Source organism: Pseudomonas sp. H3_A02, from assembly GCF_054671965.1.
The window spans coordinates 5,205,685-5,227,995 of the sequence record NZ_CP162807.1; the positions used below are offsets into that span (position 1 = coordinate 5,205,685).

A 22,311-nucleotide genomic window follows, 5' to 3' on the forward strand; every position below is an offset into this window, starting at 1 on the left:
GGGCAGGAAAAGACTTAATTTTGGACTTGTTTTTAAAGTACTTCAACGGTCAAAAGGGGTTTATTCCAAGCTGCGCTACTGGATTACATCCGTAGCCAATTGGACGAACGCGCGCCGCCGTTACGAACGGTGAGCCTACCAGAACGGTAAATAACATGATGCAACGCCTGACCGCGCCCAACCTCAATGCATTCCCAAAACCAGTGGGTGCGGCTCGTGTTCGATGAGTACACAGAACTTTATGGCGCTGCGCTGGGCCCAACGATTGAGGAATTGAGCGGCTAGGGTGATGATGAAACTCGGAACCCACCGAACCAAACAAGAACTTGCTGCTCCATCCGCGCCTTCTGCCACTCCCGGCACGAAACGCAACCCGTTCGGCCTAGCCTAGGCTTAGAACTGTGCTCTCCTGTTTTCGAAGGCTGACGAGGCCCACATCAAGCGGTACAGCTGCATTTTGCTCGGGAACTCTTGATAGTAAACCATGCCAACGCAGGTCAAGGCCGACTTGCACGATATACAAGTCGCGATCACACAACTCCGGCTTTTGTTCGGCAAAACGGTCTAACGTCAATTACTCAAACCGATCTGGCGATTGCAGACTTGGCGTCGATAATAAGTCTAGGAAGAACAAAACACTCAGCGCCATTGGTCGATCCGGGTGACCCCTGCCACTTTGATTTACAACGAGAGTTGCCGTAGTAATGTAAAGGCCTGCTTCATTTGGTCTTCACTGACGACGAACGCCCGTAGCTGCCCTGCCATGTCCAGCCCTTTGGCTACCAGCCCCTGTGCCTCAAGGTTGATCTGCCATTGCAAGTCCTTCCGGTTGGTTTCTCCGGCCAGGTGCAGCGGCATTTCCGGGGTCTTGATCTTCACCAGCATCGCCGGGAACTTCACTTGCTCATCGCCACCCAGCACATTACTCGCCAGGGTCATGGCGCTTAACTGAATGGGTTGTAGAAACGGCAGCAGCTTGCCCTGGATTTGCGCGCAATCGCCAACGGCAAATATGTGTGGGTCAGAGGTGCACATGCGTTCATCAACTTCAATGCCACGATCAACCCGTAGGCCAGCCTGCGCCGCTAACGTCGTATCAGGTTTCAATCCGATTGAGGCAATGATCACATCGGTGGTGATTTGCCGGCCATTGGACAAAGTCGCCAACAGGCTATCGTCTCTCTTTTCAATGGATTCCAAAGCCTGGTTGAACACCATTTCCACCCCCATCTGGCATAACCGATGCTGCAAGCGGCTACTCACCTCAACAGGCAGCAACGATGCCAGCAGGCTGCAGGACTTATCCATCAGTACCACTTGCTTTCCGGCACGATTGACATCCATTGCCAGTTCACTGCCAATCAAGCCGGCTCCCAGAATCAGTACGCGCTCTGCCGCTCTCAGAGCGTGTTGTGCATGACGGTATTCTTGCTGACTATTCAAAGTCACCATCCACTCCCGTCCGGGAATTGGCGGAACGATGGCTTGCGCACCCGTGGCAAGAATCAGTTTGTCGTAGCTGAACGCCTCACTGCCGGCGCTGACACGCTTGTTTTCGCGATCAATTGCAGTCAGCTGGCAACCAGCATTCAGGGTTAACCGATACATCTCGGCAAACTCCGCCGCAGACTGACGAGTCATGTCGTCCGCTGTCTGATTGAGACTGATGACGTGACTCAGGTCGGGCTTGTTGTACTCATCGCAACTGTCTGCAGCAATCAGCCGAATGGGCACCGCTGCATCGAGCCTGCGCAAGTTCTTGACCACCTGACGAGCAGCGAAGCCGGAGCCCACAATGACGATTTCCTTGTTCATTTCGCCTCCGAAGCAAGCTCATCGAATACCGATTTACCCAGTGAACATTCCGGGCACAGGAAGTAATCAGGCACATCACACCAGGCCGTATCGGCCTGCACATCCTGCATTGGTTCCCCGATCGCCGGGTCGTAAATCCATTGGCAGACACTGCACTGCATGCGCGGGCCGTTGTCCGCGATTGGTTCTGCCTGGGCAGTTGCGGCGGCGGCAGATCGTGCGACTTGTGCTTGCGTCGATGGTTGCAGCGCCCATTGCCGAGCAATTTCGCGGCCATGAGCTCGGCAAACCTCAAGCGAGTCACCGTCTGGCCGCCACTTGGCTTTGAGCGTCAATGTGGTTTCAAAACCAGCGTCCATCAAGCGTGTCTGAATACGGTCTACCGCCCCACCATTCCAGCCGTAACTGCCAAACGCCGAAGCCTTTTTGTTACGAAAACGCAGCCCGGTTATTTCCTCCAGCAGGGCGGCGACTTTCGGCATCATGACGTTGTTCATGGTGGACGAGCCCACCAGAACACCTTTTGAGCGGAACACGTTGGTCAGAATCTCATTCTTGTCGTGGCGCGAGACGTTGAAAATCTTCACCGCCACACCCGGATCAACTTCGTGAATGCCTTGTGCGATGGCATCGGCCATCATGCGGGTGTTATTCGACATGGTGTCGTAGAACAATGTGATGCGGTCCTCCTGATAGTCCGCCGCCCATTCCAGATAGCGGTGCACAATCTGCGTCGGATTATCACGCCACACCACGCCATGAGCGGTGGCAATCATATCGACCGGCAGATTGAAACCGAGGATCTCGGTAATCTTAGGAATGACCAGACGACTGAATGGCGTGAGGATATTGGCGTAGTAGCGTTGGCACTGATCGAACAGTTCGTTTTGATCCACTTCATCATTAAACAGGTGTTCGTCGCAGTAATGTTGGCCAAAGGCGTCGTTACTGAACAGTACGGCATCGCCGGTTATGTACGTCATCATGCTGTCTGGCCAATGCAGCATCGGAGTTTCCACGAAAACCAGCTGTTTGCCATTGCCGACATCCAGGGTGTCGCCGGTATGTACGACGTGGAAATCCCACTCTGGATGATGGTGATGACCGTTGATCGAGTCCACGCCATTGGCGGTGCAATAGATCGGCGTATTCGGGATCAGCGACATCAGTTCTGTCAGCGCCCCTGCATGGTCCTCTTCGGCATGATTGATGACGATATAGTCCAGCGTGTTCAGGTCGATTTCCATCGCCAGGTTCTGTATGAACTCCCGGCTGAACCTGTGATCAACCGTATCAATCAGCACGGTCTTTTCTTCACGGATCAGGTAGCTGTTGTAACTGCTACCTTTGTGGCATTTGTATTCTGTGCCATGAAAGTCCCGCACTTCCCAATCGCGCTGACCGACCCAATGGATGTTGTTCTTGACGAGAATTGACATAACCTACCTCGGTAAAAAATGATGTTCTACACCGAAGATGGCAATGTTCGTGCCAGACAATAAGACATTGATTTTAAAGGACAAATAAAACAACTATTGTCAATATGACATTACCCGTTTACTGTCTTTATGACTAATCATTGTCAAAGTGACAAAACATGAGTCTGTCCGTTGAATCCTTGGCGCGCATCGCTATTCAGTTGCAAAGCGGCATTTCCCATCAGGATCGCTTTCAACGTCTAATCAATACCTTGCGCCAATTGCTGGGTTGCGACGCTTCTGCCTTGTTGCGTTATGAACAGCGACAGTTCCGTCCGCTGGCGATTGACGGCCTGGCACCGGATGTTCTGGGACGTCGCTTCAGCCTTGATGCGCATCCGCGACTGGAAGCCATCGCTCGCGCCGGTGACGTGGTGCGCTTTCCGGCAGAAAGTCATTTGCCTGACCCCTATGACGGACTGATACCGAGCCGGCAGGACCTCAAAGTGCATGCCTGCATCGGATTGCCGTTGTTCGCGGACCAGACACTGATTGGTGCGCTGACGATCGATGGCATGGACCCGGCACAGTTTGATCACTTCAGCGACGAAGAGCTGCGAGTGGTGGGAGCCCTCGCATCTGCTGCCTTGGCCAATGCATTGCTGGTGGAGCAACTGGAAAGTCAGACAATTACGCCTCTCTCCATCAGCAATATCCCGGCGGGCAAACCCGGCACCGAAATGGTCGGGCTCAGCGAAGTCATGCGACAGTTGAAGAGAGAGATCGAAATGGTGGCAGGTTCCGACCTGAACGTCTTGATCACTGGAGAAACCGGAGTCGGCAAGGAACTGGTCGCCAAGGCCATACATGAAGGTTCATCACGCGCAGGTCAGTCTGTGGTTTATCTGAACTGCGCTGCGCTACCGGAATCAGTGGCTGAGAGTGAGTTGTTCGGCCATGTCAAAGGGGCTTTTACCGGTGCAATCCATCATCGCACCGGCAAGTTCGAAATGGCTGATAACGGCACACTGTTTCTCGACGAAATCGGTGAACTGTCATTGAATCTGCAAGCAAAACTGTTGCGGGTACTGCAATACGGCGACCTGCAACGGGTTGGTGACGATAACGTCTTGCGGGTCAACGTACGGGTGCTTGCCGCGACCAATCGTGATCTGAAGCAGGAGGTGTTGAACAATCGGTTCCGTGCAGACCTGTTCCACCGTTTAAGCGTATTCCCTGTGCATGTACCACCACTGCGTGAGCGTGATCAGGACATCACGTTGCTAGCGGGTTTTTTCTGCGAGCAGAGCCGGGAACGCATGGGATTGAAACGGGTGGCTTTGGCTGCCAACTGTCTGTCGTTGCTCAAGCAGTACACGTGGCCAGGAAACGTTCGCGAACTGGAGCACGCTGTTTATCGGGCGACGATCATTGCTCGTGCGACCCAGCAAAGTGACGAGCTGCTGCTTGAAGCACAGCATTTCAATCAAGTACCCGAGCAGATGGTAGCGCCGCCTGTTGCTCTGGATGTTCCTTTCCTCGGCGTTGAACAGGGTCTGCGGGAAGCGACGGATGACTTCCAGCGTCAGCTGATTGATAACACGCTGAATAATTGCGCAAGGAAATGGTCTGCCTGTGCTCGAATGCTGGATATGGACGTAGCTAACCTGCACCGACTGGCGAAGCGGCTTGGTTTGAAATAACACTCACGGCCGATCAGGGCTCAATTCAACCAGAACCAAGCATTGATCGACTGGCCGATTGCAGGTCAGTCAAGGCCGCTACCGACACCGGCAATGCTCCAGCACCTCCTACCCGGACTCCGACGATATTTGGCGCGCCTTGCAGAACTCGATTTAATTTAGCGGTTGCACCCAGGAGCCTCCTACGGGAGGAATGGGGTGGCAAGGGGGGGATATGATTGACTCCGAGCTCCTCATAGTCACAGCAACAATCATTTCAGCAAAGCCATACCTCAATGATGTTTTCTTTCTTTTCGAGAACCTATTTTTAATTTAATCACCGCGGATTATATTGCCGAGCGTACACAGGGCTTTGCTGACGTCCAGCATATCCTCCACGCCCTATTTTAATTTCAATATATTTTAGCGACTTACACAACACAAACTTAAAGGAAGGGCCATGAAGATAAATAATCAGCATTCAACCCCGGGAGTTGCGAATACGACACACTTAGCATGCATCAGTTAATTATCCACTGGCGACAATTAACCACACGCCCTCCAATACATCCTGATAAAATTGAACGAATGCCCAAAATGGCAAATCTAAAAATCTAATAAAGGTGAAAAGAGCGTTTTTCCACAATTCGGCTCCCCACCGACAATCAACAGCACATGAAGAATGTGAGTACCGATAAATTCACCCTAATAATATTCAATGCGATGCCTGTTGAATAAACCGGAAGCGGGTCGTTTCGAATCTGCTTCGTAGTCTGAGGTAACACTGATGAAAAGGATTCTTGTTCCACTGCTGGCCCTGAGTGCCGCGCTGACGTTGCAGTCAGCTCAAGCCGTTGATGGCGAGGCGCTCTTCAAGAGCAAAACCTGTGTTGCCTGCCATATGGTCGACGCCAAAATGGTCGGTCCAGGTTACAAGGAAGTGGCGGCCAAATACGCTGGCCAAGCCGACGCATCGGCAACCCTGGTCAAGAGCATCAAAGAAGGCAGTACGGGCAAATGGGGGCCAATCGCAATGCCGGCCAACCAGGTGACCGACGAAGAAGCGAAGACCTTGGCCGACTGGATCCTGACGCTGAAGTAAGAGAGCCCAATAAAAAACACCCACACCGCAGAAGCGAGCCCGCTCTCTTCTGCGAACCGGGTCGCTCGGCTACATTGTCGGGGTTTGCTGTAAAAGCGCCAGATCGATATCTTCAAAACGCAACACCCTGCCGCCCTGCTCGCTGGCCAGATTGCGTGCGGTGGCCTCCTCGGAAAATGACGCCAGAACTACACCCATGGAACCTTTAAGCTGAGTGCCGACGACATAGTAGGCTTGGGTTGCATCAATCAGAAAATGGTCGTCGGGTTTCTCCCATGCACTTTTCCCCATGTCGTGCACATACAATTTTGCCTCAGTGTGGTGATTCTCCGGTTGAAGCCACCATCCGAGCATTTCCGCAGTGGAGCAAAATTTCTTGATCGTGCCCTTTTCCACGACCTGACCTTTGGGGCCCGGAAAGTCGGTGATGACCATCCCGCAGACATGACACTCGTCACTCTGATGGATGGCCACGGGTCCAAGGGTTTGCTTTTCCTCTGCGCGATCGTTGCACGCCGCCAATACCAAACTGGTAATGATGACGACCAGGACACGGGCCCCGGTTAGGTACAAAGTGTTCATTTGAATCTCCCGAGCTTGGAAAATCAGGTCAGCCGACGGCGAAACATCCAGGAAGCCAACAGCAACAGAACGCCGACCCAAAGCAGCAGGCAGCCCCACAACATTGAACCCGGCACCGGCAGATCGCTGCTCAACGCCATCAGGCCGACGGCATTGCCGCTGCCCTCGAAACCGGAAAGGTTGATCAAGCGATAGACGTCAGTCGGGTTGAGCAGCAATAACCAGGGCAACAGGTCCGGGTTGAACCGGCCTTTACTGAGGACCAGCAACGCCAGCAGCGCCAAGTCAAACACCAACACGAAGAGGAACCACACCCCCAGCGCCATCCCGGCTGCGCTGGATTTTTCGCTGGCCTTGCTGCTCAGCACGTAAGCCAGCGCCAGGAACACCCAGCCCAGCAGCGTGGAGGAGACCATGAAGCGACCGAACGCCCAGAACAGCATTCCCAACTCGACATCATCGACCAGCAAGGCAATGGCCACGGCGGCACAGCCAAATCCGATCAGCGTGGCCAGCGCCAGGATCAGACCGTGACCGACAAACTTGCCCAACAGGATTTGTCCACGCCCCAAGGGGTAGGTCAGCAACAGCATCAGCGTCCCGCCCTCGTCCTCGCCGACGATCGCGTCATAGGCCAATAGCAGGGCAATCAGCGGCACCAGGAACGTCGCCAGGCTGGCGAGGCTGGCGATGGTGGCCGGAATGGAAGTGAAGCCCACTTGCCCGGAAGCCGCCGCACCGAGCCAGGCGATACCCACCGCCAGAATGGCGAACAACAGGCTGATTGCCAGTAGCCAGCGATTGCGCAGCCCGTCGCTGAACTCTTTACCGGCGATACTCCAGATCTGCATCATGGCTGGGTGCCTTCTGTGCCGGTGGTCGCACGATTCATGTAGTAGCCATAGAGGTCTTCGAGGGACGGTTGCAGTATCTCGATGTCCTGCGGTTGATCCTCGTGGAACAACTGGCGCAGTAGATCAACTTTGTAGCCATTGACAGCCATCACCTCGATCCCGTTGCCGCCCACCGCTGTGGCGGTGTGCCCGGCGGCATTCCAGCGCTGCAACCATTGCTCGCGTCGGCAAAGACCACTAGCCCGGATCCGCGCCGGCAAGTCGGCGTCTTCACGCAGTCTGGACAGACTCCCGATCGCCTGTAAGCAGCCATTGGCCAGGATGGCCGCACGGTTGATATGCGCTTCGACACCTGCCAACACATGGGAGCAAAGGATGATGCTCGCGCCCTGTTGGCGCAGGCGGTCGATCAATAGGTAAAGATCCTGGGTAGCGATCGGGTCCAGCCCCACCGTGGGTTCGTCCAACAGCAACAAGCGCGGCTCGCCGAGCACCGCCTGAGCCAGGCCCAGACGCTGGCGCATGCCCTTGGAATAGGTTTTCACCCGACGGTCTGCGGCCCCCGCAAGCCCGACCTGCTCGAGCAAATCGTCCACTTGCGTCAGGGCGGCTCCTTTGAGGCGGGCGAAATACCGCAGAGTTTCGCGGCCACTGAGTTGCGGGTAGAACGTCACGTTTTCCGGCAGGTAACCGAGTTGGCGACGCACGTCGGCTTGTGCGGGTCGGCAGCCAAGTACGTGCACCTGGCCGGCGCTGGCCTTGAGCAGGCCAAGGATCAATTTCATCACCGTGGTCTTGCCCGCACCGTTGTGGCCAAACAAGCCCAGCACCTCGCCTTCACCCAGACTCAGGGTCAGATCGTGCAGCACGGTCATGCTGCCGTAACGCTGGCTGACCCCTTCGATTTCGACGGCGATCATAAGGTCGGCCGCGTTGTTTGGGGCATCGTCGGAAGGTTCATCAGGGGGAAACTGTCTTTGACCCCCGGTGATTTCGTCACGGGGAAACTGCTCTGAACCCAACGCAATAATTGAACGCTCGGGCTATTCATCAACAGACGGACCTGCGGATACAGCCACAGCAGACGGTCGACGTTGTCGTTGGGTTCGTAGATCACGTCGCCCACCGCATCGTTATTGCGATCCCAACCCAGGTAATCACTCCAGTAATTGCCCCGCCCCTCGGCCGACCATTCCTGCAAGCGGGTGGCGACGTATTTGACTTGCTGCTGATTGTCGACGAAGGCGTTGTCGGCGATCCGGTTGTCTTCGGAGCCTGCGGTGAGGTGAATGCCCACGGCACTGCGCTCGAAGTGGTTGTGTTCGATGACATTGAACAGCGAGTTGTAGATAAACAGCGCCTTGCCTTCGGCACCGCTGACCATACCGCCATCGGCGGAACCGCTGCGCACGTCGCTGACGAAGTTGTCGCGCAGCTCGGAATAGGTGATGTAGTTCATCAGGATGCCATAGCTCTCGTCCTGCTCGGAACGGTTGCCAATCACCGTCAGCTTGCGGCTCTGCATCAAGGCATAACCGGTGCGTGTCCGGCGGGTGGTGTTGCCGAGCAACTGGTTGTCGTTGGCGTACATGTAGTGCACGCCATAGCGCAGGTCTTCCAAAGTATTGCCCTGCAGCAGGTTGCCGTTCGAGGTATCGATGTAGATCCCGTCCCGGGTCTGTCGCACGTGATTACCGATAACCTTGGCGCCGTGCACGGCATACAGATGAATCCCATTGCCGCGATCCTGGGAGCGAATGCTCGGGTCGCCTTCGATATCGTTGTCAATCAGGCTGACGTCGTGGGTGCTATCCACCCAGATGCCGAAGCCTGGTCCTTTCATGCGGTTGTTGCGTATCACCGCACCCCGGGCTTTGGGACCGATGAAAATCGCTGAGTTCATGGCCGTCATGTCGCGCCCCCAGTCGCGCAATGTGCAGCCCTCGATCCGCACGTCGGGAGCGCTGATGAACACAGCGTTGCCCTGCCCCTCGCTCTGGATCACCGCGCCCGGCTCACAGATAATCTGCATCGATTGATCGACACTGAACGAGCCGCGGTATTCCCCCGCCGGCAGGTGCCAGCGTTGCTCGGCGTCCAGCTTCAACGGCAGCGTGGTGATGGGTTGTACTGCCGCCAGCGCGCTGCCACCTGTCAACAGCGACGCCAGCACAATGACCTTCATCGGGGTTGGCTTGAATGGGGTCATTGGCCTGCGCTCCTGACGATAGGCAACGATCAGACTTTCTCCACCAGCATGCGGCCGACCATTTCCATGTGCAACGCATGACAGAACCAGCTGCAGTAGTACCAATGCAGGCCGGCCTTGTCGGCGATGAAGGTGATCGAGGCCGTCTGTTGCGGACTGATCTCCATGCTCACGCCATGGTTGGTCATGACGAAACCGTGGGTCACGTCTTCAATCTTGTCGATGTTGGTGATGGTCACCGTGACCTCGTCACCCTGTTTGACGGTGAACTCCGGCAGACCATAGGCCGGGGCCATCGAGGTCATGTACACACGTACTTTCTTGCCGTCGCGTATGACCTTGTTATCGGTTTCCAGCTTGATCCCATCCTTGGCAGCAATCGCTACAGTTTCGGCGAAAAACGGGTCGTTGCGATCCCAGATTTTTTTGGTCCGGATCTGGTCGCGACGGGCCATGACGCAGTCGTGAGGTTCGGCGAAGGCCGGGCCGTCGTGCACCAGTTTCATCTCGTCGCCGGAGATATCGATCAACTGATCGTTTTCCGGGTGCAGCGGGCCAGTCGGCAGGAAGCGGTCCTTGGAGAATTTGCTCAGGACCATCAGCCATTTGCCGTCGGCCTCGCTGGTTTCGGTCAGCGAGGCATGGTTGTGGCCAGGCTGATACTGCACGTCGAGTTTTTGCTTGATGTAATTGACCTTCTCGCCGGTGTAGGCGCGAACGGCTTCGTCCATGTTCCACTTGACCACCTGGCTGTCGATAAACAGCGTGGTGTAGGCGTTACCGCGACCGTCGAAGGTGGTGTGCAGAGGACCCAGACCCAGTTCTGGCTCGCCGACCACCGCGTCACGCGGCTCCTTGAGTTTGTCGTCAAACAGATCGTCCAGCTTGGCGGTGGCGATGATGGTGCAGGTCGGCGAAAGCTTGCCGGCGGCGATGAAATACTTGCCGTCGGGCGACATATTGATGCCATGCGGGTTCTTCGGCACCGGGATATAACGGGTGAATGCGCTGTCCTTGCCCTCGGTTCTACGACCGTCGACCACCGGCACTTTCGAATCGCCCAGCGTGATGAACTTGCCGGCCTTGATCGCTGCCTCGATGCGCGGAATGTTGAATACCACCACCCAATCGCGCTCGTTGCGCATCATGCCGCCCAAGTCGTAGGCCTTCTCCGAGTTGTAGCAAGTCGAAGCCGCATACTTGCCGGTGTAGTCGGCATCGGTGTTGTCCAGGTTGCCCTCGACGATGACCTGGAACGCCATCTCCATTTTCTCGGCATCAATGGCATTGAACATGGTGTAGCTGTTCTTGTCCTGAAGGTCGAAGGTGCTGCCGTCATTGGGGTGAGGAATGACGAATTCGGCGTTGGCGAACACGTATTTGGTGTGCGGCATTTTCTGGAGACGCAAACCGTGTACGGCCTGCACATTCGGTACGGTGAGCATTCTGTCGCATTTCATGACATCCAAGCGGATGCGCGCGACCCGGCTGTTGGCCTTGTCGTTGATAAATAGGTACTTGCCGTCGTACTTGCCGTCGGTCATGGATAAATGCGGGTGGTGGCAGTCGCCGTTCTGGAATTTGGCGCTGTCACCCATGATCCGCTTGCTTTCGTTAGTCAGGCCCCAGCCGGTGGCGGAATCGATGTTGAACACCGGAATGCGCAACAGCTCGCGCATCGACGGGATGCCCATGATCCGCACTTCGCCCTGGTGGCCACCACTCCAGAAACCATAGTAATCATCCAGATCGCCCGGCCCCACGTGGACCTTCGATTGCGCGTCCTTGGCCGCTGCCGCCCAGGTTTCACGGGTGAATACCACGCTACCCAGGGCCGTGGCGCCGGCCAACGCGACGCTGGCTACGGCACTCGTGCCGAGGAAACCGCGACGGCTCAGGCCGGTCGATTCCGTCTCCTGCTTTGCTTTCACGGTTTCATGATCGCTTTTCGACTTGTTATCGCTCATGGGTGTTGCTCCATCGGGGGCAGATATGAAAAAGCTCGGTCAATCGAGTCTTGATACCTCGTTTGCAGCGAGGTGGCTCAGGGCTCGAACACTTGCACAACAGGAATCAACTCTTCGCGATCCAGCACTGGCGCAGGTTTGCTCCGCGTTTTGCGCTTGTTCTTGATGACCAGTGGCGGGCATTTGTTTTCGTTGTGATAGGTCATCTGGCAATCGAGGCAGTAGTGGCACTCGTTGGCGTTGATATGGCCGTCCGGGTGGATTGCCTGGATTTCGCATTCCTTGGCGCAGAGCTGGCAAGGGGTACCGCACTCTTTGCGGCGTTTTAGCCAGTCGAACAGCCGCAGCTTGGTCGGAATCGCCAGCGCCGCGCCCAAGGGGCAGACGTAGCGGCAGTAGACCTTGCGGGTAAAGATATTGATCACCAGCAACGCCACCGCGTAGGCCACGAACCACCATTGGCGATCGAATTTAAGGGTGATGGCGGTCTTGAACGGTTCCACCTCGGCAAATTGCTCGGCAGTGGTCATCGACTCCAAGGAGATGCCGAACAGCAGCAGCAGGATGATGTACTTGATCGCCCACAACCGCTCATGGACCGCGAACGGCAACTCGTATTGCGGAATCTTCAGCTTGCGCGCGGCTTCGTTGATCAACTCCTGCAAAGCGCCGAACGGGCACAGCCAGCCGCAGAACACACCACGGCCCCAGAGCAGGATGCTGGCGGCGGTGAAGGTCCAGAGGATGAAAATGATCGGGTCCGTGAGAAACAGTTCCCAGCGGAAGTTCTCGAACAGGGCATGGACGAACGTCAGCACATTGACCACAGAAATCTGCCCAAGGGCATACCAGCCGATGAACACCACGGTGAAGACCAGATAAACCCGACGCAGCCAGTGGAGGAAGCGTGGGTATTTGGTAAAGGTGTCCTGCAGGAACAAAATCACCATCAACACAGCAAGGGCCGTGCACAGTACCCCGATCTGAAACGCTTTCTGGTACCAGATATTCACCCAGGTCGGCCGGTTGGCAACCTCGATGGCGGCCAGTTCTTCGGCAGTGGGCGGTGGCCGCAGGAGGTATTGCTCGGGCATCTGGTAAGACAGCTCGAAGCTACTGAACACGCCGCTGACTGCGCCTGTCTGACGACGTACCAGCAATTCCAGCGACCAGGGCGATCCCGGATCGAACCGGGCCGGTTCACGCACAATGAAAATCGACATTTCATCGAACTCCGGCATTCCCTTGGCAAACACGTCGGAGAGTCGCTGGTGGTCCATGTCGCGGAAACTGATGACATTGCCGAACTGGCGCAATTGCACCCGATCGAAAATTCCGCCGCGCACATAACCCGAGCCCTTGTAGGAGAACAGGCCGCGGCCCAACACCGCGACGGCCTGCTCGCCCGGCTTGAGATCCTGCATGAGGAAACGGTATTGATTGTCGCCTAACAGGTTGCGACCGATGGCTGGCGGGTTCAAATCGGCGATGTACAGCTCAATAAAGGTGTCATCGACTTGATCGGCGGCGGCGTTGTCGATACCTTCGGCTTCGGTGCCCTTGAAGGCGGCATCAACCTGGCCACGGGTCAGGTTCAACCGGCGCACCGCGCCGTTACCGGTCAATTGCTCCCAGGTGGCGGGTTCGTAAAAGTCCTGGCGCACAGTGGCGGGCTTTTGTGCTGCGCCGGCCCTGTCCTCGATCAGCTTCAGCGATACGGCGACCTTTTGCGCGGCGCGCATGATGATCTCATTGACCACCATGACGGTCACCGTCGCGCCGGAGATCCCATCAACGGTCACCGCCTCTAGATCACTGGACCGGCCAACGACCACCCTTCGGTCGGCCTTGACCCCCTTGTATTTGGCATCGAAGGCATGAAGCTTTTCCACGGGAATGCCGATCAGCAAAATCGGCTCATGGTGCTCCAGCACGTAGGCATCCTGGATGACGCCGTGGGTATCGAGGATGACCTGCATGTTGATCGGTTTGCCCGAGTAAGCCGGAATATCCACCACGTCCTGACTCTGGAACACGTAACCGAGCACCTCTTTGCCGGTGCGGATGGTGCGAACCTTGAACTCGCCGTCAGGCTCGGAAAGTCCATCGCTACCGGGAAATATGGCTTCTACACGCTGCTGCTCGAGCCCGCCATAATCCTTCGCCTGTAATCCGAAAAACCCATCGAACACTAGGCACAACAAAATGATCAGCCCATAGTGAAATGGACGCCGGACACCGGGCATTGGGAGTTTGGAAGCACGCATGGATTCGCTGAGCGATCGACCTCTGAAAAAACACCCGTCGAGTAACGATTATGCTCAATCGCTCTTAACTGAAATTATATGATCAACACTCCTCCTTACTCACGAAAATAGCAATCATATTCGATAAACGGGTCAAACCAATTATCAGCACAGTGGTTCAGTATTTAATTTATTTAAGGGAAGAAGGCCATCCAGTAGACAAATAGTCATCCCCCAACAGGTCGATATATTTTTCGTCATTGCAAAAACCTCTCCTGACGGGCATTCATGCCTGATTTTATCGCCTTTCGTCTAAAATACAGATTTGAATAAATTATTTATTGACTATGACCGGAATCTCCGCCCCCCCTGCAAATACAATTTCTGGCGACGTACCATCAATCGATGGTGAAGCGTTTAACCCTACGCCTTAGCCTTCCAAGAGACAGTAAACGGAGTCGATGTTCATTTTCATAGTTAGCAATTTTGGTATTGTTGGACCGAGCCAATATTCAAGCTGCAGCAACTTACATATCCGAACCGCGCCCACACTAATGGACTCTGGATCAGCCAAAGTCTTCATAACTATGGCGACCATGCACCGTCCGAAGAATTTGAACAGGCTTTTTTGCGTTTGCAAGAACTCAGTCAGGACCAGCGATGCGATCCTATGTGGGAGGCCGTCTGGTGACGTTGTCATCGCAGAATCGTAGCGGACTACCCTCTCTTTGATTACTAGCTTTTCCAAGGCAAGAGCTCGGATTTGAAGGCAGACTAATTCGGCACCCGACAACTCTGGAATCCCGGTAGCCGCCATGATTGCAGATCTACTGCTGCTCCCTTGTTGCCCGCGCCGATGCGTCGCACATTCTCAGGAGGTGGATTGTCTATTAGCGGCGCTTCACCGTCTGTCCCGTAAGCTGGCGCCGAATAAGCCACCAGTCGAGAAGTCATATTGACTATCGTTTTGTCATTATGACCCTTTCCGGACTAGGTCGTAATGACCATTCAAATACTTAACTAATTGATATTGTTGAATAAAATTCTTGGCCCGTTTTGTGTATTGAGTATTGAACTTAACGCAAACCCCAAAGGGACAATGTCATGACTCGTTCAATCGCGCTCAGTTTTACCCTGTGTACTCTACTGTCTCCGCTATGCCTGGCAGACCAGATAATCCGTGAAGTCCCCGACACAACTGCCGGCAAGGGTTTCGGCGCCTTGACCGGAATGATGGTTGGCGCGGTAGGGGGGCCGATTGGTGCATTAGTCGGCGCAGCTGGCGGTTTTTTCGCAGGCAGTGCGGTGCAAACAGGGATTGGTAAATCTGAAACCGCTTATCAAGTAAAAAACACACAAGGTGAGACTAGTACAGTGCGCTCACCCAATGCCAGATTTGAAGTCGGGCAGCAGGTCACGCGTAAAGGTGCGCGACTGGTGGCAGTTGAGGAGTAAGAAGCCGGAACAGTTTCATGCGACTAATAGCCCCCCTTTTTAGGCCCGCTTGCGGGCCTTTTTAAGTCGTTTTTGATATCTATCATTAACGATTCGATGTTTGATCAGATTCCTAAATGGATTCCCACCGTTCGGACTTTTTCGAGCTGCGCCGCCCTTGATTACTCGATCGACTCTATCTAGATCGGAAATTTGAATCCCGGATCATGAAAAGAGACGAAATACCGATCTCAAAATATCATGAAGCCATCGAGCTTACGGTTGACCATGACTGAATGCCATGCGCCTCCGCCCTCAATAGAGATATGCTGATCATTTGCTTCACCTGATTATTTCAATTTCTTCTATGTATCCGTCACTACGACTTGTTAAAATTTCATAGAATTTCTTGACAGCCATGCAAAGCCTACTACCCTCAAGATCATTCATTCTCACAACTTGAACCACCACACTCAAATATGCAGCGCTTGGTATCGTTAATAATACCCAACCGGCAGAGCGCTTTTCCAAGAACTTTCCAACTGCACTTTCTACTCGGGATGCAGCCGTGCAAAAAGCTTTGAAGATAGTCAGCTATGCCGTGCTCGTGCTGATGGCCAGCGCGGTCGTTTATGCCAGCGTTATCGGCATCACCTATTGGACGGGTATCGGCGTCTAGGGAGTTCGCAATGAACAAACGCCAGACACGCTCGTTCGCGCTGATATCGACGGCCATCGCCGCCATTGTGTTTCTTGGCATGACGGTTGATAGTCACCGGCAGTTTCCAAAATTGACCAACGCTCAACAGATCACGCCAGAAGTCACTCGCGGCAAGGATGTATGGCATGAATACAATTGCATCAATTGCCATACGTTGTTTGGTGAAGGCGCGTATTACGCTCCGGACCTTACGAAAATCACCCAGCAGCGCGGCACCCCCTATCTCACCGCGTTCCTCAAAGACCCCTCAAAGTTTTATGACGAGCAACGTCATCGCCGGTTGATGCCGAACCTAAAACTCAACGACGAAGAAATCGCGGCGTTGATCGCCTTTATGGATTGGGTGAGCAAGGTCGACAATCAAGGCTGGCCGCCGCGGCCGATCCTGGTGACCGGCACGTCGATTCCCGGCATGGACCTCACCGTTGCGCAACAGAATGTCGCCGGTGGCAACCAGCCACCCGCCGCACGCCCGGTGTCCGACAAGGAAGACCCGATCGCCCTGGGCGAGGCGCTGTTTCGAACCACGGCCACACCGGTGTGCAGCGCTTGTCATTCGATTGCACCGGGAGTCAATCTCGCCGGACCGACACTGGCCGGGTTGGCTGCTCGGGCCAAACAGGTCATTGCCTCGCCTGACTACAAGGGCAAGGCCAAGGACGTCGAAGGCTTCATCCGCGAATCCATCGTCACGCCAAGCGCGTACCTGCATCCGGGCGACATGTATTCCGCCAATGGCATGTCTTTCATGCCGGACACCTTCGCCAAATCGCTAACGCCCGAACAGATCGATCAACTGGTCGCCTATCTGGCGTCGTTCCAGTAATCAAAGGGGATGACCATGCGTTACAGATCTCAATCCGTCGCTTACTGGTACTTCGCCGTTGCCATGGCGCTATTCGGTCTGCAACTGGTATTCGGCTTGCTCTCGGCGGCCAAATACCTCGGACCGGATCCCCTGCTGGACGTGTTGCCCTTTGATGTCACCAAGGCAATACACACCAATCTGTTGATCGTCTGGGTACTGACCGGGTTCATGGGGGCAACCTACTGGATGGTGCCGGACGAGTCCCGTGGCGAGTTGCACAGCACCAAACTGGCGTATATCCAGCTCGGGTTGTGGACGGCCATGGGGGTCACCGCCGTGCTGGGCTATCTGTTCGGTTATGGCACCGGGAACAAACTGCTCGAACAACCGCTGCCGCACAAGATCGTGATCGTGATCTGCATGCTGATGTTTCTCTACAACATCGGCATGACCATCAAGAAAGCCGGGCGTTTCACTGCCACCGAAGGCGTTCTTTTGTTGGGCCTGGCCAGTGCCGCCGTGCTTTATCTGCCTGCACTGCTGCATTATGAAAACTACGTGGTATCGATCTACTACCGCTGGTGGACGATTCACCTGTGGGTCGAAGGTGTCTGGGAAATGATCCAGGGCGGCTTTCTGGCCTATCTGCTGATCAGACTGTCCGGTGCTGATCGCGAGGTCATGGAGAAGTGGCTGTACGTGATTGTCGGCCTGGTGTTCATTGCCGGTATCCTTGGCACCGCCCACCATTATTACTGGATCGGCGTCCCCCATTACTGGCTTCCATTGGGCGGTTTCTTCAGTGCACTTGAGCCTATGGCGCTGGTCGGTATGGCGATCTACGCCTACAACGCCATGCGCCGCTCCGGCCTCTCTCATCCCAACAAACTGGCCTTGCACTGGACCATGGGCAGCGCCCTGTTCACCATGTTTGGCGCTGGCCTCCTCGGTCTGGCTCATACCTTCCCCGACGTCAACAAATGGACCCATGGCACCCTGATTACCGCAATGCACGGCCATGCGGCCTTCTATGGGGCCTATGCCATGATAGTCCTGGCGATGATCACCTACGCACTTCCAGGCATGACCCGTCGTCCCGTGGAAGAAAGCAGTATCGGTTATTGGGCATTTTGGCTGCAGTTGGGAGGGATGTTCGGCATGACCCTGTCATTTGCCACTGCGGGCATTGCTCAGGTGTACCTGGAACGCATTCTCGGCATGGGCTATCTGGATGTGCAGTTGAAGATTCAGGTGCATTTCCTGATGCTGGTGGCGACGGCGTCGATGTTCAGCCTGGGTGTCGGGCTGTTTATCTTCGATTTTTTCCGCCATGCGCCGCAATTCAATGTCGATGAAGCCGATCCGGTTCTGGTGCCTCGTGCGTCGGGCGCAGCGTTGTAATGGATCGTTCGCGAATGCAGCAGAACCTGTCGGCCGCAGAATCCGCGCCGCAGCAAGCTGAACCCTATTACCAGTCCAGCGGCGACGAGGTGGCGATCTTCGATCAATGCCATGCACAGCAGCTGGCTGTCATGCTCAAAGGACCCACCGGGTGTGGCAAGACCCGTTTTGTCGAACACATGGCCTGGCGTCTCAAGCGCCCGCTGATCACTATTTCCTGCCATGACGACTTGAGTGCCAGCGACCTGGTCGGGCGCTTCCTGATCGGTCACCAAGGTACCCACTGGACGGAAGGCCCGCTGACCCGGGCGGTGCGCGAAGGCGCTATATGTTACCTGGATGAGGTGGTCGAAGCGCGGCAAGACACCATTGTCGTCCTGCACCCGCTGACCGACCACCGACGCATTCTGCCCCTGGACAAAATCGGCGAAATCGTTGAAGCCTCGCCACACTTTCAATTGGTGGTGTCCTACAACCCCGGCTACCAACGAATACTCAAGGATTTGAAGCCGAGCACTCGACAGCGCTTTGTGGCGCTGGATTTCGATTTCCCGCCGGCCGAGCGCGAAATCGCCATTGTCATCCATGAAGGTGGAACCGACTACGCCATCGCCCACGCGCTGGTCACCCTCGCCCAGCGAATACGCGCCCTGCAGGACCGGGGCCTGGCGGAAGTCCCCAGTACCCGTCTGTTGATTGCCACTGCGCGACTGATTACCTGCGGCATTGCTGCGCCCATCGCCTGTCGGGTCGCGTTGATCTCGCCGCTGTCCGACGACGCGGTACTGGTCGCTGCCATGCGCGACCTTGTCGACCTGACATTTATCTAAATGGCCGAAGCCGAGGACCTCATTACCGATGTTGCACGCCACGCGACGGTGTATGCACAGGCGTTGTGGCGTCGTCACCGCCCCCCCTCGGAAACTGAAAAAATCGTCACCCTTGGGGATGTCGCACAACACCTCGACTTGCTGATCAAGGCAGTGTTCAACACCCACTATTCGCTGCGCGTCGCGCAACCGCCCTCGCCCCCTACGCTGCTGAAGAAGCTTTTTGTGCGTCACGAAAAGCCGTCTCAGCAAAGCGCCGTCCCAGCGACCGATGGCGTGACTATATGGCTACCGCAGGATTTGGAAAGCAGCGAGAATCCGCCCACCCTGAAGCGTTATAGAGCCCTGGCCTTGCAACAGGCGATGCGGGCCCAACGAGGCAGTGCAAACGCCCTGTCAGCCCTCGACAACCCGATGCAGCGCAGCGTCTATCTACTTCTCGAAGCTTGGGCGGCTGATGCGGATTTGATACGCCTGTTGCCGGGATTGGCGCCCTCGATCCATGACTTGCGCCAGCATGCCCTGGCGACCCGCCCGCCGCTTCACACCTTTCCCAGCCAGCGACAACCCCTGGAAAACTTCCTGCGTTTACTGCTGAACAGTGAATGCGGCGCGCCTCTGGAAGAGTTGGCGACCCCCACCCACACCGCCGATTCGCTGCAACTGTCAGAAGCACTCGCGCAACGTCTCCTCCTCTGCGAAGAATCTCACGGGCTCGGCGCAGACAGGCTTCTCCTTGATGCCTGGACCGGCGACCTGCGCGAACCGTCGGCCGGTGAGGAAGTGTCGCCCTCGCCCGGTGAAATCGACACCGACGATGCCCTGCCACGCAGTGCCCGCCTCACACGTCAGCCCACTGCGCGCGAGGCCTGTGCCGATGAGGACGACGATCAGGAACAAGGCCTATGGATGGTGCAACCCGCCGAACCGCTGGAAAAAGCCGAAGACCCCATGGGCATGCAGCGCCCGACCGACCGGGATACCGATACCCCTGCGGCTGATTTCGCTGAGTCATTGTCCGAACTCAACGAAGCCCGGCTGGTGGTGACGGCAGGTCGCCCGAAAGAAGTGCTGCTGTCCCTCGACCCGCCACGGACCCGATTTCAGCACCGTGCACAGGACCTCGCAACCCACACGATCAGCTATCCCGAGTGGGATTATCACCACCAGGTGTACCGTGATCCGGGGGCGACCCTGCAACTGAGTCCTGTTCGGGAAGGTCCGCAGCAATGGGTTGAGCGAACCCTTGATGCTCATCGTCCGGTGCTGGATGCCATCCGTCGGCAATTCGAAAGTCTGCGGGCCCAACGCGTCAGGCTACGCAAACAATGGGACGGCGACGAAATCGATCTGGAAGCGTATATCGACGCTTGCGCCGAGGCCCGCGCTGGCCTGAGCATGCCGCAAGCGGTGTATCTGACCCAGCGTCGTGGCCGTCGCAACATGGCGATCATGTTGCTGATCGACGTCAGCGGCTCCACCGACAGCTGGCTGTCCTGCCATCGTCGGGTCATTGATGTCGAGCGCGAAGCGTTGCTGCTGGTCTGCCTGGCGCTAGAGAGCCTGGGCGAGCCCTATAGTGTGATGGCGTTTTCCGGCGAAGGGCCGCAGCGGGTCACGATCCGAACTCTGAAAGCCTTCGATGAGCGTTACAGCCTTGAAGTCGGTCGGCGCATAGCGGCTCTCGAACCGGAACGCTACACCCGGGCCGGCGCCGCCCTGCGCCACGCCAGCACGTTGCTGATGCGCGAAGCTGCCACGCACCGTCTCTTATTGCTGATCTCCGATGGCAAGCCCAACGATGTTGACCAGTATGAAGGCCGCTACGGCGTCGAAGACATGCGTCAGGCCGTAACCGAAGCCAAGCTCCAAGGCATCTATCCCTTCTGTTTGACTATCGATCGCCAGGCGGCGAACTACCTGCCAGCGGTATTCGGCTCGCGGCAATATGCCTTACTGCACAGACCCGAGTTGCTACCCAGTGTGCTGCTGGACTGGATCAAACGACTGGTATCAGCGTGAACGAGAGACGCCCGCCAAGGTTTTTTCATGGCAGGCGGTTTTCGGCTCATGACTGAAGTTTCCCGTCAGTGGGGAGATGACTTCATGACTGCGCCTTTTCCTGAATCCATTGGTTCCTCCTGAAGATAGGTCAGAAGGTGTAAACCTTATTCAGGACGAGACACTGCGATGACGCGCACAGTAACTTCTAAACCTAAATCTTTGAATGCAGAGCAAGCTGTGTCGCGCAGGCCAGGCCGCGCAGTGCCTCGATGGCGCCTTTGGCATCAGCCAATACACCGAGGCCGGGTGCTCAATAACCGGGAGCAGGCCTCCACGACGCTGGATCCGACAGAAATCCAGAGCCAGATCAAAGGTTGCACGCATCAAGCCACAAGCCTTTACACCCACCAATGCCGTTGTCGAACTGAAGCAGGCCTCGATCATTGGCGAATAGTCTCTTGCATACCGAATGGAGGATGGTTGTTCATATTTCCGACAGCTTTCGAAATCTCACTGCACGGTCGACGCTGTTGACCATTTGGGATGCAGCATGAATCGTCAAAGGGTGCTGGGTAAAACCCGGTCTAGGCCGAATGTAGCCAGCCATTTCACGCGCGACCGTAAGCTGTTGATCCGTCCCTTGGGCGAGCAACGCGATAACCAGATTTTCCAGTGCAATCACACGAACACGAAGGTGAACCAACTCGGTATTTGATAATTCAGGAAACTCATTAATGCCTTGGGTGGGAAAAGCTTTTGATGTGTCTTCAGCGTCCCATCTCGAAAGCGTCATCTGAAGTTGTTGTGCAACAACCGACGATGGGGTCTTGTCTTTAGGCATAAGAGGACTCTCCAAAGAGAAGGCGAATTGTGGAGGTTCAAGCCATCACCAGCCTTTTGATCCCCTTCACGCCGGGCAACAACTCGGGTCTGGGCAACAAGGCGGATTGACGCGCGCCAAATACCGCAGGCAGATAGTTTGCTGCCTGCCGGTGGATGGTCAAACAGAAGGAATAGATGCCTTGTAAATCAGCTTCGGTGACTGCCTGGCGCATGTCTTCTACACCATAACGACCATTATGCTGATCGATATCATTAGGTTTGCCATCGGAAATCAACAATAGCAGACTATGACTGCTCACTTCGCGCATCGTAAGGTGCTGGCGTGGCTTATGGCGAACCCTGCCCCGGTGTAGCGTTCCGGTTCGAGTGCGGCAATGCGCAGTCCGACATCGTTG

16 protein-coding genes and 1 pseudogene are annotated in these 22,311 nt (G+C 55.8%); 7 read left to right on the forward strand and 10 right to left on the reverse strand.

Features of this window, described 5'->3' with window-relative positions:
- Positions 1–681 precede the first annotated feature (681 nt).
- Both norW and norV read right to left on the reverse strand, forming a co-directional pair.
- On the reverse strand, positions 682–1,815 hold the full coding sequence (gene norW / locus AB4N80_RS22880) for an NADH:flavorubredoxin reductase NorW (protein ID WP_025214355.1): 1,134 nt from the start codon (positions 1,813–1,815) through the stop codon (positions 682–684).
- Positions 1,812–3,254 (reverse strand): anaerobic nitric oxide reductase flavorubredoxin, encoded by a 1,443-nt coding sequence (gene norV / locus AB4N80_RS22885; protein WP_025214356.1) that lies wholly within the window; start codon positions 3,252–3,254, stop codon positions 1,812–1,814. The genes norW and norV overlap by 4 nt, the downstream gene beginning before the upstream one ends.
- A gap of 158 nt (positions 3,255–3,412) precedes the next feature.
- On the opposite strand from norV, the gene norR reads away from it, so the two are divergent.
- Together norR and AB4N80_RS22895 are read left to right on the forward strand one after the other, a co-directional pair.
- Complete coding sequence (gene norR / locus AB4N80_RS22890; RefSeq protein WP_014338859.1) at positions 3,413–4,936, forward strand: nitric oxide reductase transcriptional regulator NorR; 1,524 nt, start codon at positions 3,413–3,415, stop codon at positions 4,934–4,936.
- 766 nt (positions 4,937–5,702) lie between these two features.
- Positions 5,703–6,017 (forward strand): c-type cytochrome, encoded by a 315-nt coding sequence (locus AB4N80_RS22895; RefSeq protein WP_025214358.1) that lies wholly within the window; start codon positions 5,703–5,705, stop codon positions 6,015–6,017.
- 69 nt (positions 6,018–6,086) lie between these two features.
- Here the strand turns inward: AB4N80_RS22895 and AB4N80_RS22900 are convergent, their stop codons facing one another.
- From AB4N80_RS22900 to nosR, 6 genes are all read right to left on the reverse strand, one after another.
- Positions 6,087–6,599: a nitrous oxide reductase accessory protein NosL gene (locus AB4N80_RS22900; protein ID WP_095962680.1), complete on the reverse strand. Its 513-nt coding sequence runs from the start codon at positions 6,597–6,599 to the stop codon at positions 6,087–6,089.
- 23 nt (positions 6,600–6,622) lie between these two features.
- Complete coding sequence (locus tag AB4N80_RS22905; protein WP_095962681.1) at positions 6,623–7,453, reverse strand: ABC transporter permease; 831 nt, start codon at positions 7,451–7,453, stop codon at positions 6,623–6,625.
- Positions 7,450–8,373: an ABC transporter ATP-binding protein gene (locus AB4N80_RS22910; RefSeq protein ID WP_095962682.1), complete on the reverse strand. Its 924-nt coding sequence runs from the start codon at positions 8,371–8,373 to the stop codon at positions 7,450–7,452. The genes AB4N80_RS22905 and AB4N80_RS22910 overlap by 4 nt, the downstream gene beginning before the upstream one ends.
- A complete protein-coding gene (locus AB4N80_RS22915) occupies positions 8,370–9,662 on the reverse strand; it encodes a nitrous oxide reductase family maturation protein NosD (protein WP_095962683.1) in 1,293 nt (430 codons plus the stop codon). The genes AB4N80_RS22910 and AB4N80_RS22915 overlap by 4 nt, the downstream gene beginning before the upstream one ends.
- A 29-nt stretch (positions 9,663–9,691) precedes the next feature.
- The gene (nosZ, locus tag AB4N80_RS22920; RefSeq protein WP_095962684.1) at positions 9,692–11,629 is read right to left on the reverse strand and encodes a TAT-dependent nitrous-oxide reductase; all 1,938 of its coding nucleotides are present in this window, start codon (positions 11,627–11,629) and stop codon (positions 9,692–9,694) included.
- Positions 11,630–11,706: 77 nt separating this feature from the next.
- Complete coding sequence (gene nosR / locus AB4N80_RS22925) at positions 11,707–13,896, reverse strand: transcriptional regulator NosR (RefSeq protein WP_354336450.1); 2,190 nt, start codon at positions 13,894–13,896, stop codon at positions 11,707–11,709.
- Between the two features lie 1,083 nt (positions 13,897–14,979).
- Between nosR and AB4N80_RS22930 the strand changes: the two genes are divergently transcribed.
- The 5 genes from AB4N80_RS22930 (at position 14,980) to AB4N80_RS22950 (ending at position 21,091) form a co-directional block, all read left to right on the forward strand.
- Positions 14,980–15,330, forward strand: coding sequence for a hypothetical protein (locus AB4N80_RS22930; RefSeq protein WP_034114485.1), 351 nt, complete (start codon positions 14,980–14,982; stop codon positions 15,328–15,330).
- A gap of 668 nt (positions 15,331–15,998) precedes the next feature.
- Positions 15,999–16,856, forward strand: coding sequence for a c-type cytochrome (locus tag AB4N80_RS22935; RefSeq protein ID WP_025214367.1), 858 nt, complete (start codon positions 15,999–16,001; stop codon positions 16,854–16,856).
- A gap of 15 nt (positions 16,857–16,871) precedes the next feature.
- Positions 16,872–18,239 carry a cbb3-type cytochrome c oxidase subunit I gene (locus tag AB4N80_RS22940; RefSeq protein ID WP_013692871.1) on the forward strand — a complete coding sequence of 456 codons (1,368 nt, stop codon included), beginning with the start codon at positions 16,872–16,874 and terminating at the stop codon, positions 18,237–18,239.
- Between the two features lie 14 nt (positions 18,240–18,253).
- A complete protein-coding gene (locus AB4N80_RS22945; RefSeq protein WP_095962686.1) occupies positions 18,254–19,069 on the forward strand; it encodes a CbbQ/NirQ/NorQ/GpvN family protein in 816 nt (271 codons plus the stop codon).
- Positions 19,070–21,091 carry a nitric oxide reductase activation protein NorD gene (locus AB4N80_RS22950; protein ID WP_460096073.1) on the forward strand — a complete coding sequence of 674 codons (2,022 nt, stop codon included), beginning with the start codon at positions 19,070–19,072 and terminating at the stop codon, positions 21,089–21,091.
- Between the two features lie 466 nt (positions 21,092–21,557).
- On the opposite strand, the gene AB4N80_RS22955 is transcribed toward AB4N80_RS22950, so the two are convergent.
- Both AB4N80_RS22955 and AB4N80_RS22960 read right to left on the reverse strand, forming a co-directional pair.
- The gene (locus tag AB4N80_RS22955) at positions 21,558–21,914 is read right to left on the reverse strand and encodes a hypothetical protein (protein WP_025214371.1); all 357 of its coding nucleotides are present in this window, start codon (positions 21,912–21,914) and stop codon (positions 21,558–21,560) included.
- Between the two features lie 37 nt (positions 21,915–21,951).
- A pseudogene (locus tag AB4N80_RS22960) lies at positions 21,952–22,310 on the reverse strand (nitric oxide reductase activation protein NorD); the annotation flags it as partial.
- Between the last annotated feature and the right edge of the window lies 1 nt (position 22,311).